The sequence below is a fragment of the Paraburkholderia sp. Ac-20340 genome, assembly GCF_017104965.1.
In the GTDB taxonomy this organism is placed as follows: Bacteria; Pseudomonadota; Gammaproteobacteria; order Burkholderiales; family Burkholderiaceae; genus Paraburkholderia.
Genome location: NZ_JAAGPR010000037.1, coordinates 53529 through 70956 on the forward strand (window position 1 = coordinate 53529; position 17428 = coordinate 70956).

The following is a 17428-nucleotide window of genomic DNA, read 5'->3' on the forward strand; positions in this document are numbered from 1 at the left end:
CTGTCTGCGCACAGGATCAAACACGGCGCAAACAGGAGGCACGACCATGCACCAGCACGCCACGCCCGCCACCGGCGGCTCGCCAGCCAGAGACCAGAGCTTGTCCCAGTGGCAAGCGATCACCCGTCAGGCGATCGCCGCCACGCGCGAAGCCGGCGCGGGCGCCGCGCTGGACGGCTACGAACGCGCCCTGTCGATCGCACGCCAGTTGGTGGCCGCGCCGCCGCCGGGCCACGCCGAAGATTGCGTCGCCGCTCTGGTGGTTTCCTGTCACAACCTCGCCGATCTGCACCTCGACCACGGCGATACCGACACCGCCGCGCGCTATCTGTGCCGCGCGCACGAAACGCTCATCGCGCTGATGGTCGACACCGACCGGTCCGCGTCGCTTCGCCAGGCTGCGCTGCATCACAGCCGGCAAACCCACCTTGCCCTGATCTCGCATGTGGCCAGCCATGGGCCCCATCCCCTCGTCACCCGTGTCCTGCGCGCGGGCTGTCTGGCGTTGAACGTCGACGGTCCGGCGCGGCACTGATCCACCCGCTGATTCCCTTCAGCCCGCCCGCAAGGAGTTACCTCGATGCCCTACGTTTTGCCGGACCTGCCGTACGCGGTCGATGCGCTCGAACCGCATATCGATACCCGCACGATGGAGATCCATCACTCGAAGCACCATCAAACCTACGTCAATAATCTCAATGCCGCGCTGGAAGGCAGCGAATTCCACGATCTGCCGGTCGAAGCGCTGGTCGCCCGGATCGAGTCGCTTCCTGAAGCCTTGCGCCTGGCAGTCCGTAACAATGGCGGCGGTCATGCCAACCACAGCCTGTTCTGGAGCGTGATGTCGCCGCGCGGCGGCGGCGAGCCGGACGGCGCGCTCAAAGCCGCCATCGACGCCGATCTGGGCGGCTTCGACGCCTTCAAGGACGCTTTCACCAAGGCTGCGCTGACGCGCTTCGGCAGCGGCTGGGCATGGCTGAGCGTCGATCCCGAAGGCAAGCTCGTGGTGGAAAGCACCGGCAATCAGGATAGTCCGCTGATGGCGGGCCTGATGTCGGGCAACACGCCGATTCTTGGCCTCGATGTCTGGGAACACGCCTACTACCTGAAGTACCAGAACCGCCGGCCCGAATATATCGGTGCGTTTTATAACGTGGTCGACTGGCAGGAAGTGGCGCGCCGTTACGCCGCCGCACGCGGTTAAGCCCAAGCTGGCATCTCAGGCACTCCGGATCGCCCGCCGCATGATCAGGAACACTAAGTAGTCATTGATCGTATGACGCACCACGTCATACGGGAGGTTTCGATGAACACGGCGACAGACTCCTGCACGCTCACCGGGCGTGCAACCAGCGCGATCCGCGAAGTGCTTGCCGGCGGTCCGCGCGGACCGCGGGCGCTGCTGCTGTTCGCGGGCCCGGCGGTGATCGCCTCGATCGCCTATATGGACCCCGGCAACTTCGCGACCAACATCCAGGCCGGCGCCGGATACGGCTATGCGCTGCTGTGGGTCGTGCTGGCCGCCAACCTCGTGGCGATGCTGTTCCAGGCGCTCTCCGCGAAACTGGGCATCGTCACCGGCCGCAACCTGGCGGAACTGTGCCGCGAGCAGTTTTCGCGTCCCGCCGTCTACGCGATGTGGGGCGTCAGCGAAATCGCGGCGATGGCCACCGATCTCGCCGAATTCCTCGGCGGTGCGATTGCACTCGCGCTGCTCTGCAAAATGCCGCTGATCGCCGGAATGGCGATCACGGCAATCGTCACTTACGGCATCCTGCTGTTCGAGAAAAACGGCTTTCGCCCGATGGAAATCGTGATCGGCGCGCTCGTGGGCGTGATAAGCCTTTGCTATCTCGTCGAGATGTTCATCGCGCCGGTTGCCTGGACACAGGTGGCCCGGCACACGCTCGTGCCGTCACTGCCGGGCGGCGGTGCGCTGGTTCTGGCGGCGGGTATCGTCGGCGCTACGGTGATGCCGCACGCGATCTATCTGCACTCGGGGCTGACGCAAGGCCGTATCGTCAGCAACACGGCGCACGAGCGCCGCCTGCTGGTGCGCTTTTCCAATCTCGAAGTGATCGTCGCGCTGTCTGTCGCCGGGCTGGTGAATATGGCGATGGTGATCATGGCCAGCGCCGCGTTTCATACGGGCCACCGGGACGTGGCGGAAATCGGCACGGCGTATCAAACGCTGACGCCGCTGCTAGGCGCAGGCGCGGCCTCGCTCTTTCTGGTTTCGCTGCTGAGCGCCGGAGTGTCGAGTTCGGTGGTCGGCACCATGGCCGGGCAGATGATCATGCAGGGATTTGTCGGCTTCCGCATTCCGGTCTGGCTGCGCAGACTCGTGACGATGGCGCCTGCGTTCGCGGTCGTCGCGCTGGGCGTGAATGCGACGCAGGCGCTGGTCGTCAGCCAGGTGGTGCTCTCGTTCGCATTGCCGGTGCCGATGGTCGCGCTCGTGTGCTTTACGCGCCGCCGCGACATCATGGGCGAATTCGTCAACAGCCGCATGACCGATGTTGCCGCGATCGCGGCAACCGGGGTGATCCTGCTCCTGAACGGCGTTCTGCTGCTTCAGACCTTCGGCGTGACGCTGCCGGGTTTCACCGGCGCGGCTTAAGCCCGCTATCTCACGACGCGCCGAAGGTGTTCAACATCAGGCGCGGCCGTCGTAATTCGTCCACTGTCCCGCACTGAAATCGTAGAGTTTGCAGTGACGCGCGGTGGAGAAATACCAACTCCACGAAAACGGCTGGATCACGATGCGCTCGGGCAGCAGCGTTTCGAGCCGCGCCTGCGCCTCCTCCAGCCGGTACAGTGGAATGCTCATATCCAGATGGTGCGCGGTGTGCTCCATGATGTGATGCATCATCGCGCCGAAGTGCCATTTGAAGGTCAGGTGCACGGTGGTCGAAATAAACGGCTGCGCGTTGGCCCATGCCGTGCGGTCGTCATACCAGCGCACGCGTTGATGCGTGTGATGCACATAGACGACAAAGCCAATCATCGAGCACCAGAACAGAAACGGCACGCCGAACCCGCACACCAGCAACAGCAGCACCGATTGCCCGGTCGCCACGGCGGCCGCGGCGAGCGCGCCCAGCCAGACGAGCGCGAACGCGGCCACCAGGCTGCAGTCGCGGAAGAACACCGGACGGCGCGTCGGCATCGCGGTCTTGCTCGGGAAGAACATGCGCTTCCACCAGATCTCGACCATGTAGTAGAGGCCCGGCGCCCAGCCGCTTCGATAAAGGCGCTCGACGCAGCGGCGCGGACGCGACAGCGCGCGAAACTCAGCGAGACTAAGCGGCGCCCAGATGAAATCGAAACCCTTGAGGTTCGTGTAGCCGTGGTGCACGACGTTATGCCCGACTTCCCACAGGCTATACGGCGTAAGCGACGGCAGGAACGCAATGCGGCCGAGCCATTTGTTGAGCCCGCGGCGCGGCGTGAGACTTTGATGGCACGCATCATGGCCGATGATAAACAGCCGCCCGATCACGAAGCCCATGCAGAGTGCGCCAACCAGTTTGAGCGCTACGCTATGCGCGAGCACGACCAGCGCCATCAGCGCGGCGAAAACGGCGTAGTCGATCAAAAGCAGGACGATGGGATAGGCGGTCGTGCGCCCGGACAGCGATTCGAGCCACGAGCGCAGGATTTTCCGGTGCGGCAACGGATCGCCTGGCGGCACGGGCTGGACAGGCATGGTCATAGGTCGATTCACCTCGTAAGAAGAACAGGGAGCGATGAGTGCAATGTGCGTAAAGGGCGCAGACGCAGCGAGCGCATGGAACATCGGGGCTCGCGCGCTCAGGCGCAATGAGTCGGCGATTTTCGCCGTGCTGTGGGACTTTCGATCAGTCGTCCAAAACAGGTCTTGATTGCGATCAAGAGACCGATATGGGCGACGTTTGGCCGCATGGGTGCAGGCGGGCGACGTCTGGCGGCGCTTTGCTGTGCGTGGCTAATCGTCGGCATCGGCGGATGCGGCCGCTCGCGATGCGATCACCCGGTCGAGCGCGTCGGGCTGCATCACCAGCACGCATTGCTTGCCGGTGCGCGAGCAATAGTCCTTCACCCGCCACCAGTCGCCGTGGCTCACGCATCCCGCCTGGCAGATCACGAGATCGGCGTCGGCGAGACCGGCATTGAGCTGCTCGGCGTCGCCCGCATCGGTGCGCACGAGTTGCACGCCCGTTTCGGCGAGCGCGAGATCGGTTCGCTCCGTGGGCTGACGGTCCTGGGCGATCCACATGACGACCTTGCGCTGCCCGCCCGGCGACGCGGCTGCCGACGTTGCCTCCACCGCGGGGCGGCTCGCGTTGAACGTGCCGCGCGTTGCTCCGCGCGTGAGCGCACTCACCCGCTCTTCGAGCACCCGAACCTGCTGCGCAAGGGCGAGGCGTTTCGGCAGACCGGCAATCGCCGTCTTCACTTCGGCGAGTTCATCCCTGGCCCATGCAAGCGCCGTTTCGCGGATCATCGCGGCGGCGCGCAACTGCATCGCCTGGGCTTGCAGCGCGGCAATCTGCTTCGCCTGCTCAACGATGAGCGCCGACGCGCGCCGCTGCGCACGTCCTAATTCCCCAACCACCCGGCAGTGCTCGTCGCACAAATGTCCCCAGTCTCGATCTGTCGCCGTCATTGCATTCCGTCCTTGCTGGCATCCGCGCCCAAAGCCCCTCCATGTTAGCAATGATTCTCATTTACTAAAAGATGGGCGATGCGGGATATGCGGGTTGCGTGACGGCTGTCGCGTGCCACAGAAAGTGAAAACTGTGCCAGGTTAGTGAAAAACTGCTGCCACAGATAGTGAAAAAAACCGACGAGTACCGCGGCCGCGAGGGGAATATTGGAACCGGCCGTGGGCCGCCGGCTCGCGCAGCGTTCGTTATTGACTGACGTTGAGGCGCAGAACGAGACCGAGCGTCTGTTGATAACCGGCTCGACTTGAGCGGCGGCCCCGCGCTGCCCTGCTTAAATGGATCGCGAGCCCGCTGTCGACCCAAAGCGGTCCTCTGCGTCACGCGACGCAAATGGCCGAGGACGGGCGCTTTGCGGACGTTAGAGGTTTTTGCGTACCGCCCCGAAGGACGCGCGTAGCATCTTCGAGAAGCTTCGGAAAGTGTTGCCCGGAGGCTGGCAATCATTGCCACTCACTCAGCGAGAGGATGACGCAGCAAGCTTCAGGCCAAACGCAACAAAAGCGGCGCCCGTTAGCCTGTCCAGCGTTTTCACCGCCGCTGGCCGCCGCAGAAATCCACTCAAAGGGACCGTTGCAGCAATCAGGAAGCTGAACCAAAGAAGCGTGAGTGCAACGTGCAGGCATGCCAGCAAGAAGCAATACGTCGCCGTGTTCGCTCCGGATGGTACAAACTGGGGAAGAAACGTGACGTAAAAGACGCCGACCTTGGGGTTAAGCAAATTGCTCAGGAACCCGCGCCAGAACATATCCGCGCTCGTTCGGCTCGTTGGTTGTGCAACATCGGTATTCAACACGGCGCGCGGCTTTAGCAGCAATTTCGCTCCCTGCCAGAGAAGGTAGCTGGCACCGGCGAGTTTGACCGCCGTGTAAGCGTATTCAGATGCCCGCAAAAGGGCTCCTAGTCCGAGCGATACCGCCGCTCCCCAGATCAGGCAGCCAAGCGCGATCCCGATTGCTGCCATCGCCGCCGCCCGGCGGCTGCTTACGGTAGCCGCTCGCAAGACGATTGCCGTGTCCACGCCAGGTGTTACGACGAGAATAGATGCTGCGCCGATGAAGGCCATCAGCAGGGGAATATTGATCATGCGAAAAACCGAAGTCGTTCTGTGGAAAAGCAAATACCCGGACGCGTAAACGTCCGGGCCCAACTCCCACCGGAATCATGCAGTGGGGGCGTTGTTCACCGAGATGCTAGTCCCAAAGTCAGTGAGGCCGTGTCGCTCCAGACTTTCGGCCCTGGCTGTGAACACACAGCGCCATTGCAGCGAAGGCGGCGCCGAGCGAACAAACGGCCGTCCAGCCAGCTGCGTTCCATGCAAAGCTCGCCGCGGCAGAACCTAGCGCGCCGCCGAGAAACATGCCGCCCATCAGGATTGCGTTGAGGCGATTTCGCGCCTCGGGGCGAAGCGCCTGGATGACGTGCTGATTCGAAACCTGCGAACCTTGTGCCCCAAAGTCCAGCAGAATGACGCCGGCAACCAACCCCACCACTCGCCCCCAGACACCGAACACCGCCCACGAGGCAATCATCACGACGCTGGCAAGACCAATAACAAAATGGGGGCCACGCTTATCGGCGATCCGCCCAGCAATCGGTGCGAATAGTACGCCAACCGCACCGATGATCCCAAATAGCCCAGCCACGTCCGCGCCGAGATGATAACGACTGTCGAGTTGCAGCGCCAACGTCGTCCACAGTGCGCTGAACGAGCCGAATACACACGCCTGAATGAGCGTGGCATTGCGCAATTGGGGCTCTTCACGCCAGAGCGCCGCCAGGGACCGGAGCAGCGCACCATAACTGGCCTGCGTCTTCGGCGGGCTTTTCGGCAACGCGACCGCGAGAACGAGACCCGCAACGATCGCGAGCAACGCGCCAAGCCAGAACATGACACGCCATCCAAAATGAACCGTAACTGCCCCCGCGAGCGCGCGACCAAACAGGATGCCGCAGAGAAGTCCGCTCATGACGATGCCGATCGTTGCGCCGCGACGCTCGGGAGAGGCCAATGCCGCTGCGAATGGCAGGATCTGCTGGGCGACACTCGCTGAAATGCCGACAAGCGCCGACGCCGCAACCAGTGACCATGCGCCGGGCGCAATAGCTGTTCCGGCCAGCGACAAAGCAAGTGCACCGAACTGGATGACGATGAGTCGTCGCCGTTCAATACGGTCGCCAAGTGGAACGAGTAGTAACAGGCCAAGGGCGTAGCCAAGTTGCGTCATGGTCGGGACAAAGCCCGTCAATGACCTTTCCTGGGGAAATGTCTTCTCGATGATCCCCAGCATTGGCTGGTTGTAGTAGATGTTAGCGACAGCCATACCGCAGGTGATCGCCATGATCAACGTCAGTCCCAGACTGATCGACGGATCAGGGGAGCCAGTTGTCACGCGCGAAGGTCGCTCGCAGGTGCCAGTGTCCGAAATGGATACCTTTTCCAATTTTCAATCCTCTTCTTTCCCGTCAAATGAGTATTTCTTGCTACTGGCACCCACCGACGACGCCCGACACTTCGAACAGATTGGCCGTGTCTCCAGTGTGCAGAAAGGCAATGTTGCTTCCAGGTTTCAGCATGCCGCTACGGATATGATCCAGCAGACCCGCAAAGCCCTTGCCGGTATATACGGGGCCGAGGAATACCCCTTCCGCTCTGGCCAGTTCCTTGATCGCGGCAGTGCTTTCCTGAGAAGGGACCGCGTAGTTGTCGCCGATAAACCGGTTGTCGACTTCAATCTCACTGAGGATGGCCTGCGTCGATGGAGGCTCGATCCCGAACGTCTGGAAGATGTGCGTCACGCGTTCCGCGATGATCGCTTCATTGATCCAGAAGTCTGGCTGGTAGTGTGAGATTGAGATCGAACGAAACTTCACCGGATGACCTGTCAGGAGCTTCGCGGCGAGCATGCCGGGTAGTGCCGTTCCTGTCCCTGTGGTGTGGTAGATGTAATCGAGTTCGACACCGGCCAAGCGGGCTTGCGCAACCATTTCGATGAAAGTCCGAACATGCGCAGCAAATCCTGCCGGATGAGCTCCGCCGGTCGGTACGATCATGACCTTGCGGCCCTGAGCCTCCAGCTCGCCCTTGCGAGCAGTCATCGCCGCGAGCACGCGCTGTTTGTCGTCCGGTCGATTGACATAAGCGCTTCCGGGAGCGCTCAGGTAATGCGTTTCCACATCCATGAGTTTGTCAAGCAGCAGGTTTCCCCGGTACTCAGCCAGCTCTCCATGTTGCTGCTCGTCGCGCGTGAGGAACAGGATCGGTGTAAGTCCTGCAACCAGAGCAGCCGTTGCAAACTGCATCCCCGAATTCGTGAGATGCGCGCCTTGGGTGATGATGGTGTCGACACCATCATCGAGCGCCTGCCCGATGATCATTTCGGCGACGCGCATCTTGCTGCCGCTGAGTGCGCCGGGACCGGCCATGTCTTCGCGCTTCATGAACAGGTTGACACCGTGGACGCGAGACAGGTTCTCCAGCTTGTGGAAGGGTGTAGGATAGAAGCCGATCCGCTTTCTCGGCAGCCTGTCGAGAAGGACTTCCAAATCATCGGGTTGCATACGGTACTCCTGTTAGCTTGGTATTCAATTAGGTAGGACAGCAGATAGTTTCAGGACGGCTGCTCGATGTCGCTGATTTGCCTCAGATAGGCCTGGCCTTTCTGATGGTCGTATTGACCTTCCCATCTGGCAATAACCAACGCGGCCAACGCGTTGCCGACTACGTTCAGTGCTGTGCGGCCCATATCCATGAACCGGTCGATGCCCGCAATGAGTGCAAGACCTTCGAGCGGTAGACCGGCGCTCGACAAGGTGGCGAGGAGAATGACGAACATGAATCCGGGGACACCTGCGGCGCCCTTCGATGTGATCACCATCGTCAGGACCAGAACGATCTGCTCCTGCAGGCCAAGGTGCACACCGTAGAGCTGAGCAACGAAAAGCGTGCCGATGCCGAGGTAGACGGACGCGCCATCGAGGTTGAACACATATCCCGTTGGAATGACGAACGTTGTGATTGCCTTCGGAGCGCCGTAGTCCTCCATCTTCTTCATGAGTTGAGGCAGTACGGTGGCTGAACTGCACGTGGTGAAAGCGATCAGCAGTTCGCTTCTGATGATGCGCAGGAGCGTAAAGATGTTGAATCCGAATACGCGTGCGGCCACACCGAGGACAACGATTGTGAAGGCGACTATCGCGAGATAGGCGACCCCGAGGAGTTTCATCAATGGCAGCAACGATGCAAAGCCGAAGTTGGCTACCGTGACCGCGATCAGGGCCGCCACACCGATCGGGGCATATCGCATTACGATGCCGGTGACTTTGAACATCGCGTCGGAGACGCCGCGCAGCATGTCGACAACGGGTTGCCGGAGATCCTTCGGTACGCTTTGTAGCGCTAACCCAAACAGGACCGAGAAAAACAGTACAGGCAGCAGATCACCTCGCGCCATCGACGCAAGGATGTTCTCGGGAATGATGCCGAGAACCAGATGCATGAATCCGTGATGCTCGCCAGCAAGTGTCGCGGTGTGCTGGATGCCTGCTATGTCCGCATGGCCGAGTTGCGAGATATCGGTGCCGACGCCTGGCTGGAGCAGATTGCCGAAGAGAAGGCCGACCACGATCGCGATCGTGGTGACGACTTCAAAATAGACGATCGTTTTGAGTCCGATTCGTCCCAGAGACTTTCCGTCGCCCACGCCCGCGATACCGACCACCATGCTGGTGAAGACGATCGGCACGACCACCATCTTGATCAGCTTGATAAACAGGTCGCCTGCCGGCTGAATATAGTCCTTGATTGCCGCGCTGCGGAGGTCCGGGTGCCTGCTCAGGGTGACGCCGACGAGAATCCCGATGATCATACCGATCACGATCTGCCAGGCGAGCCCGATGCGTATCGTGCGGCGCGCCGGCGGTGTATCGGCCTTGTGTACTGAGATGCTCATATGTCTCCTTTTTTGCAGCCCGATGTCTGCGCAACGGGCAGTTTTCCCGTGTGCATGAACGGCTCGTTGCAACGGGTTACGCAAAAATATAGGAGCCGGTTATGTTGCAGTCCAGTGCTTGATAATGAACGGGGCGTTGCTGGAATAGCAACAAGAGGTCACTGTCCGTCGCATGCAATCTGGCGACATTGCCGCGGTCGCCTACACACAAAGGAGGCTTATATATGCGCTTTTTCTTGGATACGTTGCGGGCGCGAAAGATGCAGTCTTGAATGAAAATGGGGATGCAATTTATGTGATCATTTCTGATACCCTGATGCGTGGTCAGCAACATAACGCGCAAGGGCAAGACGATGAGGCATCTGCAGATCTATCGATTTATCGCGGAAGTCGCGCGTCGGGGCTCCATTCGCAGGGCTGCTGATCATTTGCACATCACGCCGTCTGCATTGACGCGCAAGATCCAGGACTTTGAGGATGAGCTGGGAGCATCTGTCTTCGAGCGATTGCCGCAGGGTATGCGTCTGAATGCGGCCGGCGAACTACTCCTGCGTCACATCCGCGATCAAAACGCCGACTTCGAGCGACTGCAGGCGGAACTCTCCGATCTCGCGGGTCTTCGTCGCGGGCACGTAACCGTGGCTTGCTCGCAGGCATTCATCGACAACGTACTCCCTGACGAGATCGCGAAATATCGCGCAGATTTCCCGCAGGTAACGTTCTCGCTGGATGTCCGTGACAACGTGATGGGAATCAGTGCGCTCGCGAACTACGAGGCGGATCTCGCGCTGTTGATCGATCCGCCGGCTTCTGCCGACGTGCAGGAGCTGTTCGTCAAACATCAACCTCTTTGCGCAGTCGTAAGCAAGGGACATCCGCTCCTCGAGTCGAAGTCGACTCGGCTGCGCGACTGTCTCAGGTTTCCGGTGGCGTTGCCACGCCAAACACTTGCGATTCGTACACTTCTGGACGAGGCCACCTGGCGCCTGAAGTTACAGGCTGAAATCGTCGTCGAATCGGATTCGCTGGAGTTTCTGCGCAGCTTCGTTGTAAGAGAAGCTGCCGTCGCATTTCTGCCGCAGAGTGGCGTGCCGCCGACGGATGAGAGGATCTGCGCACTGCCGATCAGTGATCACGACATCGACCCACTACGTGTTGTGCTTGGTCAGCTTAGAGGGAGGACTCTGCCGATCGCCGCGGAGAAGTTTGCCGAACAACTGGATAGGCGGTTACCCGACGCCCGATGAGCACGCGCGTCGAATTTTCCCGTGTTTTCCCGCAGATATGGTGGAGTTCCGCTTTGGAGCCAAACACGGACATTCGAGTGTCTGGCGAATCGACTGGCAAATGGCGGAAACTGGCCGAACCCGGTCCGCGCGGTTGACTTGGGCGACTGAGCGCGAGCCCTCGGAATTTTCCACATTCGTTGGCACAGACCGTGCGTTTTTTCACTTTTTACGTCACAGCTTCGTCCTCGTCGTGACGGTGCCGTTGAAAAAACCCAATAAAATCAAGTGAGGGTTTTTCAATAATCGTGGCACGCGACAACGGCGATCGAGACGCGATGACGCGCGCTGAGACGTCCTTTGCGACTTTGACCGGCCGCCAGCCTCAGGCACGCGGCTTCGCCTTGCCGCGTCCTGCCCGCCTCGCCACGCGCGGGCGACGCGATTCGGCATGCTCGCGGATCATCTCGATCAAGGCGCGCAAGCCAGCGGGCGTGTGACGGCGGCCGGGATAGTAGAGGCAGAGCCCGTCCAGCGCCGGCGTCCAGTCTTCGAGCACGCGCACGAGCGCGCCGGCCGCGAGATCGGCGTGGACGTTCCACTCGGTCAGATAGGTCAGCCCGAGACCCGCGCGGGCGGCCTCCAGCATCAGATGAGGTTCGTCGAGCGTGAGCGCGCCTTCGCCGTCGACGCGCACGACTTCGCCTCGCTTTTCGAATTCCCATTGATAGATCGCGCCGCTCGGCATGCGGCTGCGTATGCAGCGATGCTGCGCGAGATCGGCGGGCGTGCGCGGCGGCTTATGGCGCGAAAAATACTCTGGACTCCCGACCACGGCGAAACGCTGACGATCGCCGAACGGCACTGCGATCATGTCCTGCGGCACGGTTTCGATGAGCCGGATGCCCGCATCGAAACCTTCGACGACGATATCGATCAAGCGCCCTTCCGTGACGATGTCGAGCTTCATCTCGGGAAAGCGCTTCAGAAAGGCGATAAAAACCGGCATGACCTGCCGCGCCGCGCCCGCCGAAGTGTTGATGCGCAGCGTGCCCGAAGGCGTGTCGCGAAAGCTCCCGGCCTGGTCGAACGCGCTCTGGATAGTGGCGAGCGCCGGCGCCACGGTCTGCACGAACTGCGCGCCCGCTTCCGAAAGCGACACGCTGCGCGTCGTCCGGTTGAAGAGCCGCACGCCGATACGCGCTTCGAGCGCCGCCACCGCATGACTCAACGCCGATGTCGAAACGCTCAACTCGTCGGCCGCCGCGCGAAAGCTGCGCCTGCGCGCCACGGCCAGCACGGCTTCCAGCTCGCTCAATCCCGAGGTTTTCATTGTCCTGGATTCCTCAATACGTCGTCCCGGATTGTACGGCTAGTCAGGTCAATCGCATCGGCCTATCTTGCGATCTGGACAACGCATTCACTTCAAGACCATGCAGATCATCGAGCACATCTATATCGACGGCGCCTTCGTGGTGCCGCACGGCAGCGAATATTTCGATCTCTTCAATCCGTCCACCGAGCAGGTGATCGGTCGCGTGCGCCTCGCCGATGCCGAAGACGCGCGCGCCGCCATCGCCGCCGCAAAACGCGCTTTCCCCGCTTTTTCGTGCACCGATAAAGCCGCGCGCGTCGCCCTGCTCAGACGCCTGCACGCAGCCGTGCTGGCGAAGGAAGACGCGTTGTTCGAAGCGATCGTCGAGGAATACGGCGCGCCGGTGTCGCGCGGCCGCTGGATGGCGCGCCACGCGAGCGACGTGCTGCAGCAGGCCGCCGATACGCTCGAAGCGTATTCGTTCGTGAGTCGCGCGGGCACGGCGGACGTCGTCATGCAACCGCTGGGCGTGGCGGGCCTGATCACGCCCTGGAACAGCGACGCGGGCTTTATCTGCGGCAAACTCGCGGCGGCGCTGGCGGCAGGCTGCACGGCCGTGATCAAGCCGAGCGAGATGAGCGCGATGCAAACGCGCATCGTCACCGAAGCGCTGCACGAAGCGGGCTTGCCCAAGGGCGTATTCAATATCGTCACCGGTCGCGGCGATATCGTGGGCGCGGAAATCTGCACGCATCCCGATGTCGCGAAACTGTCGTTCACGGGATCGACCGCTGTGGGCAAGGCGATTCTCAGCGCGGGCGCGCAAACGCTCAAGCGCGTGACGCTGGAATTGGGCGGCAAATCGCCGGTGATCGTGCTCGACGATGCAAATTTCGACGATGTCGTTCCACTCGCGTTGCAGGCGGGATTCATGAATAGCGGACAGGCCTGCATTGCCGGTACGCGTATTCTGGTGCCGCAATCACGTCTCGCTGAATTCGAGGCGAAGATTGTTGAAGCTATTGCAGAGTTTCAATCGGGCGACCCGCACGATCCGCATACGAGCATCGGACCGATGGTGAGCCAGAAACAATGGGAGCGCGTGCAGCGTTATATCCGCGTTGGGATCGAAGAAGGCGCGCGTCTGCTCGCGGGCGGAGAGGGACGGCCATCGGGCGTGGAACGCGGATGGTTCGTGCGCCCCACGCTCTTTAGCGACGTGCGCAACGACATGACGATTGCGCGGGAAGAAATCTTCGGGCCGGTCCTTTCGATCATCGCGTATCGCGACACTGAAGACGCCATTGCGATTGCCAACGATACGCCCTATGGATTGCAGGCCTATATCTGTTCGCCCGATGTGGAACGCGCACGTGCCGTTGCCGCGCGCATCGACGCCGGCCGCGTGCTGATCAACACACTCGCACACGAACCGGCCGCGCCGTTTGGCGGCTTCAAGCAATCGGGTATCGGACGCGAATATGGACGCTTCGGGCTGGAGGCATTTCTGGAGCCTAAATCGGTTCTGGGCGGATAAGCACAATCACTTGCAAAAGCGTTTGCAGATACTGAACGACAGTCGTTGTTATTCAGGATTGTTATTTAATCGGACCGATTGATACCAGCCTTATCTATTGCTTAAGTACCGTCGCTGTTACAAAAAATATACTGCTAAAGCGTATTTAGATTAGCGCCGATAAAGCACGTGCCGTATTCCGGCATCGCATCACAACACCGTGCTTCAATAGATATAAAGGGGAAAATTTGATGGCCATTCAATCGGTCTCCAGCCCGCTCAATAGCGCCAATGTAGCGGCAACGAATACCACCGGCACAACCAGCAGCGGCCAGTCCGCGCAAACCAGCGCCGCGAACCAGACGTCGAGCGCCACGCAATCGCAAAGCGGCACGTCCGCGACGCAAAGCACGTCGTCGGCATCGTATTCGGTCAAGATCAGCAACGCGGCACGCGCGGCGCTGGCCGAAGCCACGGAAACATCCGTTCAGACTGCGCAGGAAGCCAATCGCGGCGATATGCAGGCGCAACGTCTGCTGGCGAAGGAGCAGGCCAACAAGGTCAATTAACAGGTCAATTGCAGGTCAATTAGCGCAGATCGACCCGGCTCCCGCTTCGATTCGTGAAGCGGGAGTCTGATTCAGGCAATGCGCGGCAAAACCCATCAATCCTCAGACGCCATATCGCCGAACAGATCCGGCTCGGATGGCGAACCGGACGGCTCGGGCACGGTGCCCGCTCGCACCTGTGCGAGCACATCCGCAGGCAGCCAGGCGTCTTCCAGTGCGCCCAGACCGCCTTCAATCAGTTGCTGCAGGAAATACGAAGGCTTGCGGCCGCTTGTTTCCGCGAGCAGCCGCAATCGACGTTCGATGGACGGATCGACGCGAACCGCGACGACCTTCAACTTCTCCGCACTCTTTTTCCTGCCCAACTTGTACTCCGTGCCTGGCGCCTGGTGCGCGATTCGCGCGCCCATGAAAAAACCCGCGAAAGCATGACGCTTTTGCGGGTTTCCATATCCTTGGTGCCGACGGCGAGACTCGAACTCGCACAGCTTTCGCCACTACCCCCTCAAGATAGCGTGTCTACCAATTTCACCACGTCGGCAAGGGATCGGCATTGTATCGAGACTTTTCGAATTTTTGAAGAGCAATATCGAAAATTTTTTCAGGCGTGTGAAAAAGGCCTGAAAAGTCGCTACGTTGCGAAGCGTTCGCGTGCGCGATCAATGCGCGAGCGGCTGCAGGAAATCGGCCACCATCGCCGCGACCTGCGCTTCCTGCTCGCGGTGCGGGACGTGCCGCACGCCTTCCATGATCGCGGCCCGTGCAGGACCGCTTACGCTCGCCGCGATCCGTTCGGGATGCACGCGCGTGCCGTATTCGTCGAGACTGCCGTGAATCGCGAGCGTGGGGCACGACACGCGTGGCAGCACCGTATCGAGCGACCAGTCGGCAAATTCCGGTGAGAGCCAGGTATCGATCCACGCATCGAGCACCCATTGCGTCTTGTCGCCGTGATAGCGCGCCAGCCGTGCGAATTGCGTGGGATCGCGGAACTGCTCGCGCGCAGCACGAATGCCGGCCAGCGTGCGATCTTCCACAAAGGTCTGCGCCGCTTCGGTCACGAGCGCCACGCACTGCCCCGCATGACGAGCCGCACATTCGACCGCCATGCCGCCGCCCACGCTATGGCCGAACGCGATAAAACGCTCGATCCCTAACTGCTCGCACAGCGCGGGGAAAAAGCGTGCGGCCTCGTCGCTCACGAAGTGTGCTGCGAGTCGATCCGCACGCGCATCCGATACGCCAAAACCCGCGCGATCGTAGGCGATCACGCGGCGTTTCGTTGCGCGCGCAAGCGTCTGGGGAAAGGCGCCCCATAGCGTCACGCAACCGAGCGAATCGTGCAGCAGCACGATGGGTGCACGCGTGGAATCGGCGCCATTAGATTCGCCATCGGCCTGCCAGCTACGCGCGAACAGCTTGCCCGTGGGGCCCGCGATCCAATGGTCCTGCGTGAAAGCGCTTGTCTCGTTCATTGTTATGCGGTCGTTCTGCTGCGAAGTGGAAGCGGCCGAAGCGTTCAGCCGAGCAAGTGCCTCAGTATGCCGGTTGCCGCCACGCCGATCAGCACCGTCGGCAGCAAGGAGAAGCGCGTCGCGGCGAACAGCGTGATGGCGAGCGCCACGAGATCGGCGGGATCACGCGAGACGAACGCGGGCGCGATCACCGAAATCAGCACACAGCCCGGCACATTTTCCATCACGGCGCGCATACGCGGGCTCAACGTGCGGTCGCGCAAGGCCACATAGCCGATGATGCGCGTGAGGTAAGTGGTTGCGGCCATCAGGAAGATGGTCGCCAGCGTAGCGAGCGTCGATCCTTCAAGCACGGGCCGGCTCCCGCAGAACGGCCGTCACAAGGCCCGCGCACGCCCCGACCGCCACATACCAGGCGCCCGGCACGTAAAGGTAGGTCACGCCCGCAGCCGCGAGGCTCACGAGCCACGGCAGACTCGCGCGCGCGCCCTTCCACATGCCCTTGAGCAGCACGAGAAAAACCGCGGTAAACGCCATGTCGAAGCCATAACGCTGCACGTCGCCGAGCACAGGACCGAGCACCGCGCCCAGCGCCGTGAACGATACCCACGTGAGCCACAGATTGATGGCGACGCCCATGTAATAGGCCATGCTCACGCGTCCGGCGCCGTTAGTGCGGGCATCGGCCATCGCCATTGCCCAGCTTTCGTCGCACATCAGAAAGAGCGCGGGCAACGCGCGGCGCAGCGGCACGTGGCGGATGTATTGCGCGAAGGCCGCGCCCATCAGAATATGGCGCGCATTGACGAGAAACGACATCGCGACGATCAGCGCGATATGCGGCGGCGAAGTCCACAGACGCACCGCCGTGAATTCGGAACCGCCGGCGAAATTCACGCCGGTCATCAGCGGCACTTCGAGATTGCTCAGGCCCTTTTGCGCGGCCTGCGCGCCCAGCACCAGAGCAAACGGAATGAAGCCCATCATGATGGGCAAGGCTGCACGCATGCCGCGCGCGACTTCGGAAGTATCGATGGAACGCCGCGTGGAAGCGGCAGAGGTAGGCACACTGCTCATGATAATTACAATTCCTGCAAAGGCGATATTTTCTGCCGAATGCGTTCGAATCGGGTTGCGTTGTGGCCATACAGGCGCGAGAATTTGGCATTCAATGCCACGAATCAGCAGAATATCGACATGGAAAGCCATCCGAAGCTCGACGCCATCGACCGGCGCATTCTCAACGCCCTGCAGCGCGACGGCCGTTTGCAGAACGTCGACCTGGCCCAGCAGGTGGGGCTTTCGCCCTCGCCGTGCCTGCGCCGCGTGCGTCTTCTGGAAGATGCGGGCGTGATCGAAAAATACGTGGCCGTGCTCGATCCGGCCAAGGTGGGCAAGGCGCTGACCGTGTTCGCGCGCGTCTGGCTCAAGGGCCAGGACGCGCATACGGTCGACAGTTTCGCCGAAGCGGTGCGCCATTTCCCCGACGTGGTGGAATGTCACCTGATGGCCGGCGATTGTGATTTTCTGCTGCGTATCGTGGCCGCCGATCTCGACGAATATCGCCGCTTCCTGATGGAATATCTGACGCGTATTCCCGGCGTACAAAGCGTGAAAACCGATATTCCGATGCAGAAAATCAAACTCACGTCTGAAATTCCGATGTGAG

Annotated in this window: 18 protein-coding genes and 1 tRNA gene; 7 read left to right on the forward strand and 12 right to left on the reverse strand. The window is 61.2% G+C overall.

The window, feature by feature from the left end:
- Positions 1 to 46: 46 nt before the first annotated feature.
- The 3 genes from G3N59_RS31325 to G3N59_RS31335 all read left to right on the forward strand — a co-directional run bounded on the left by G3N59_RS31325 (position 47) and on the right by G3N59_RS31335 (position 2620).
- Positions 47 to 535, forward strand: coding sequence for a DUF2753 family protein (locus G3N59_RS31325; protein WP_205986725.1), 489 nt, complete (start codon positions 47 to 49; stop codon positions 533 to 535).
- A 45-nt stretch (positions 536 to 580) separates the two neighbouring features.
- Positions 581 to 1204 carry a superoxide dismutase gene (locus G3N59_RS31330; RefSeq protein ID WP_205986726.1) on the forward strand — a complete coding sequence of 208 codons (624 nt, stop codon included), beginning with the start codon at positions 581 to 583 and terminating at the stop codon, positions 1202 to 1204.
- Between the two features lie 102 nt (positions 1205 to 1306).
- The gene (locus G3N59_RS31335; protein ID WP_205986727.1) at positions 1307 to 2620 is read left to right on the forward strand and encodes an Nramp family divalent metal transporter; all 1314 of its coding nucleotides are present in this window, start codon (positions 1307 to 1309) and stop codon (positions 2618 to 2620) included.
- Between the two features lie 36 nt (positions 2621 to 2656).
- Here G3N59_RS31335 and G3N59_RS31340 read toward each other — a convergent pair whose 3' ends face one another.
- The 6 genes from G3N59_RS31340 to G3N59_RS31365 all read right to left on the reverse strand — a co-directional run bounded on the left by G3N59_RS31340 (position 2657) and on the right by G3N59_RS31365 (position 9658).
- Positions 2657 to 3715, reverse strand: a complete 1059-nt coding sequence (locus G3N59_RS31340) for a fatty acid desaturase (RefSeq protein WP_241024494.1) — start codon at positions 3713 to 3715, stop codon at positions 2657 to 2659.
- 252 nt (positions 3716 to 3967) lie between these two features.
- Positions 3968 to 4648 (reverse strand): DUF2325 domain-containing protein, encoded by a 681-nt coding sequence (locus tag G3N59_RS31345; protein ID WP_205986729.1) that lies wholly within the window; start codon positions 4646 to 4648, stop codon positions 3968 to 3970.
- 515 nt (positions 4649 to 5163) lie between these two features.
- Positions 5164 to 5793 (reverse strand): LysE family translocator, encoded by a 630-nt coding sequence (locus G3N59_RS31350; protein WP_205986730.1) that lies wholly within the window; start codon positions 5791 to 5793, stop codon positions 5164 to 5166.
- Between the two features lie 118 nt (positions 5794 to 5911).
- On the reverse strand, positions 5912 to 7150 hold the full coding sequence (locus G3N59_RS31355; RefSeq protein ID WP_241024497.1) for an MFS transporter: 1239 nt from the start codon (positions 7148 to 7150) through the stop codon (positions 5912 to 5914).
- Positions 7151 to 7190: 40 nt separating this feature from the next.
- Positions 7191 to 8267 (reverse strand): pyridoxal-phosphate dependent enzyme, encoded by a 1077-nt coding sequence (locus G3N59_RS31360; RefSeq protein ID WP_205986731.1) that lies wholly within the window; start codon positions 8265 to 8267, stop codon positions 7191 to 7193.
- 50 nt (positions 8268 to 8317) lie between these two features.
- The gene (locus G3N59_RS31365; RefSeq protein WP_205986732.1) at positions 8318 to 9658 is read right to left on the reverse strand and encodes a cation:dicarboxylase symporter family transporter; all 1341 of its coding nucleotides are present in this window, start codon (positions 9656 to 9658) and stop codon (positions 8318 to 8320) included.
- 353 nt (positions 9659 to 10011) lie between these two features.
- On the opposite strand from G3N59_RS31365, the gene G3N59_RS31370 reads away from it, so the two are divergent.
- The gene (locus G3N59_RS31370) at positions 10012 to 10905 is read left to right on the forward strand and encodes a LysR family transcriptional regulator (RefSeq protein WP_205986733.1); all 894 of its coding nucleotides are present in this window, start codon (positions 10012 to 10014) and stop codon (positions 10903 to 10905) included.
- Positions 10906 to 11269: 364 nt separating this feature from the next.
- Here G3N59_RS31370 and G3N59_RS31375 read toward each other — a convergent pair whose 3' ends face one another.
- On the reverse strand, positions 11270 to 12217 hold the full coding sequence (locus tag G3N59_RS31375; RefSeq protein WP_205986734.1) for a LysR family transcriptional regulator: 948 nt from the start codon (positions 12215 to 12217) through the stop codon (positions 11270 to 11272).
- A 100-nt stretch (positions 12218 to 12317) separates the two neighbouring features.
- On the opposite strand from G3N59_RS31375, the gene G3N59_RS31380 reads away from it, so the two are divergent.
- Both G3N59_RS31380 and G3N59_RS31385 read left to right on the forward strand, forming a co-directional pair.
- Positions 12318 to 13736 (forward strand): aldehyde dehydrogenase family protein, encoded by a 1419-nt coding sequence (locus G3N59_RS31380; RefSeq protein ID WP_205986751.1) that lies wholly within the window; start codon positions 12318 to 12320, stop codon positions 13734 to 13736.
- A 230-nt stretch (positions 13737 to 13966) separates the two neighbouring features.
- Entirely contained in the window at positions 13967 to 14284 is a 318-nt protein-coding gene (locus G3N59_RS31385; RefSeq protein ID WP_205986735.1) for a hypothetical protein, read from the forward strand.
- 95 nt (positions 14285 to 14379) lie between these two features.
- Here the strand turns inward: G3N59_RS31385 and G3N59_RS31390 are convergent, their stop codons facing one another.
- The 5 genes from G3N59_RS31390 to G3N59_RS31410 form a co-directional block, all read right to left on the reverse strand.
- Positions 14380 to 14649, reverse strand: coding sequence for a hypothetical protein (locus G3N59_RS31390; RefSeq protein ID WP_241024499.1), 270 nt, complete (start codon positions 14647 to 14649; stop codon positions 14380 to 14382).
- 91 nt (positions 14650 to 14740) lie between these two features.
- Positions 14741 to 14825 (reverse strand) — tRNA-Leu (locus G3N59_RS31395).
- 118 nt (positions 14826 to 14943) lie between these two features.
- Positions 14944 to 15759: an alpha/beta hydrolase gene (locus G3N59_RS31400; RefSeq protein WP_205986737.1), complete on the reverse strand. Its 816-nt coding sequence runs from the start codon at positions 15757 to 15759 to the stop codon at positions 14944 to 14946.
- Positions 15760 to 15803: 44 nt separating this feature from the next.
- A complete protein-coding gene (locus tag G3N59_RS31405) occupies positions 15804 to 16112 on the reverse strand; it encodes an AzlD family protein (RefSeq protein WP_205986738.1) in 309 nt (102 codons plus the stop codon).
- A complete protein-coding gene (locus G3N59_RS31410; protein WP_205986739.1) occupies positions 16105 to 16836 on the reverse strand; it encodes an AzlC family ABC transporter permease in 732 nt (243 codons plus the stop codon). The genes G3N59_RS31405 and G3N59_RS31410 overlap by 8 nt, the downstream gene beginning before the upstream one ends.
- Before the next feature lie 120 nt (positions 16837 to 16956).
- Here G3N59_RS31410 and G3N59_RS31415 point away from each other — a divergent pair, with 120 nt between their 5' ends.
- Positions 16957 to 17427, forward strand: coding sequence for an Lrp/AsnC family transcriptional regulator (locus tag G3N59_RS31415; RefSeq protein ID WP_205986752.1), 471 nt, complete (start codon positions 16957 to 16959; stop codon positions 17425 to 17427).
- The last annotated feature ends 1 nt before the right edge of the window (position 17428 follow it).

Coding starts and splice junctions, on each gene's coding strand:
- G3N59_RS31400 (WP_205986737.1), bottom strand. CDS start 15,759: ATGAACGAGACAAGCGCTTTCACGCAGGACCATTGGATCGCGGGCCCC.
- G3N59_RS31350 (WP_205986730.1), bottom strand. CDS start 5,793: ATGATCAATATTCCCCTGCTGATGGCCTTCATCGGCGCAGCATCTATT.
- G3N59_RS31345 (WP_205986729.1), bottom strand. CDS start 4,648: ATGACGGCGACAGATCGAGACTGGGGACATTTGTGCGACGAGCACTGC.
- G3N59_RS31370 (WP_205986733.1), top strand. CDS start 10,012: ATGAGGCATCTGCAGATCTATCGATTTATCGCGGAAGTCGCGCGTCGG.
- G3N59_RS31415 (WP_205986752.1), top strand. CDS start 16,957: ATGGAAAGCCATCCGAAGCTCGACGCCATCGACCGGCGCATTCTCAAC.
- G3N59_RS31375 (WP_205986734.1), bottom strand. CDS start 12,217: ATGAAAACCTCGGGATTGAGCGAGCTGGAAGCCGTGCTGGCCGTGGCG.
- G3N59_RS31380 (WP_205986751.1), top strand. CDS start 12,318: ATGCAGATCATCGAGCACATCTATATCGACGGCGCCTTCGTGGTGCCG.
- G3N59_RS31340 (WP_241024494.1), bottom strand. CDS start 3,715: ATGACCATGCCTGTCCAGCCCGTGCCGCCAGGCGATCCGTTGCCGCAC.
- G3N59_RS31325 (WP_205986725.1), top strand. CDS start 47: ATGCACCAGCACGCCACGCCCGCCACCGGCGGCTCGCCAGCCAGAGAC.
- G3N59_RS31360 (WP_205986731.1), bottom strand. CDS start 8,267: ATGCAACCCGATGATTTGGAAGTCCTTCTCGACAGGCTGCCGAGAAAG.
- G3N59_RS31365 (WP_205986732.1), bottom strand. CDS start 9,658: ATGAGCATCTCAGTACACAAGGCCGATACACCGCCGGCGCGCCGCACG.
- G3N59_RS31335 (WP_205986727.1), top strand. CDS start 1,307: ATGAACACGGCGACAGACTCCTGCACGCTCACCGGGCGTGCAACCAGC.
- G3N59_RS31410 (WP_205986739.1), bottom strand. CDS start 16,836: ATGAGCAGTGTGCCTACCTCTGCCGCTTCCACGCGGCGTTCCATCGAT.
- G3N59_RS31385 (WP_205986735.1), top strand. CDS start 13,967: ATGGCCATTCAATCGGTCTCCAGCCCGCTCAATAGCGCCAATGTAGCG.
- G3N59_RS31330 (WP_205986726.1), top strand. CDS start 581: ATGCCCTACGTTTTGCCGGACCTGCCGTACGCGGTCGATGCGCTCGAA.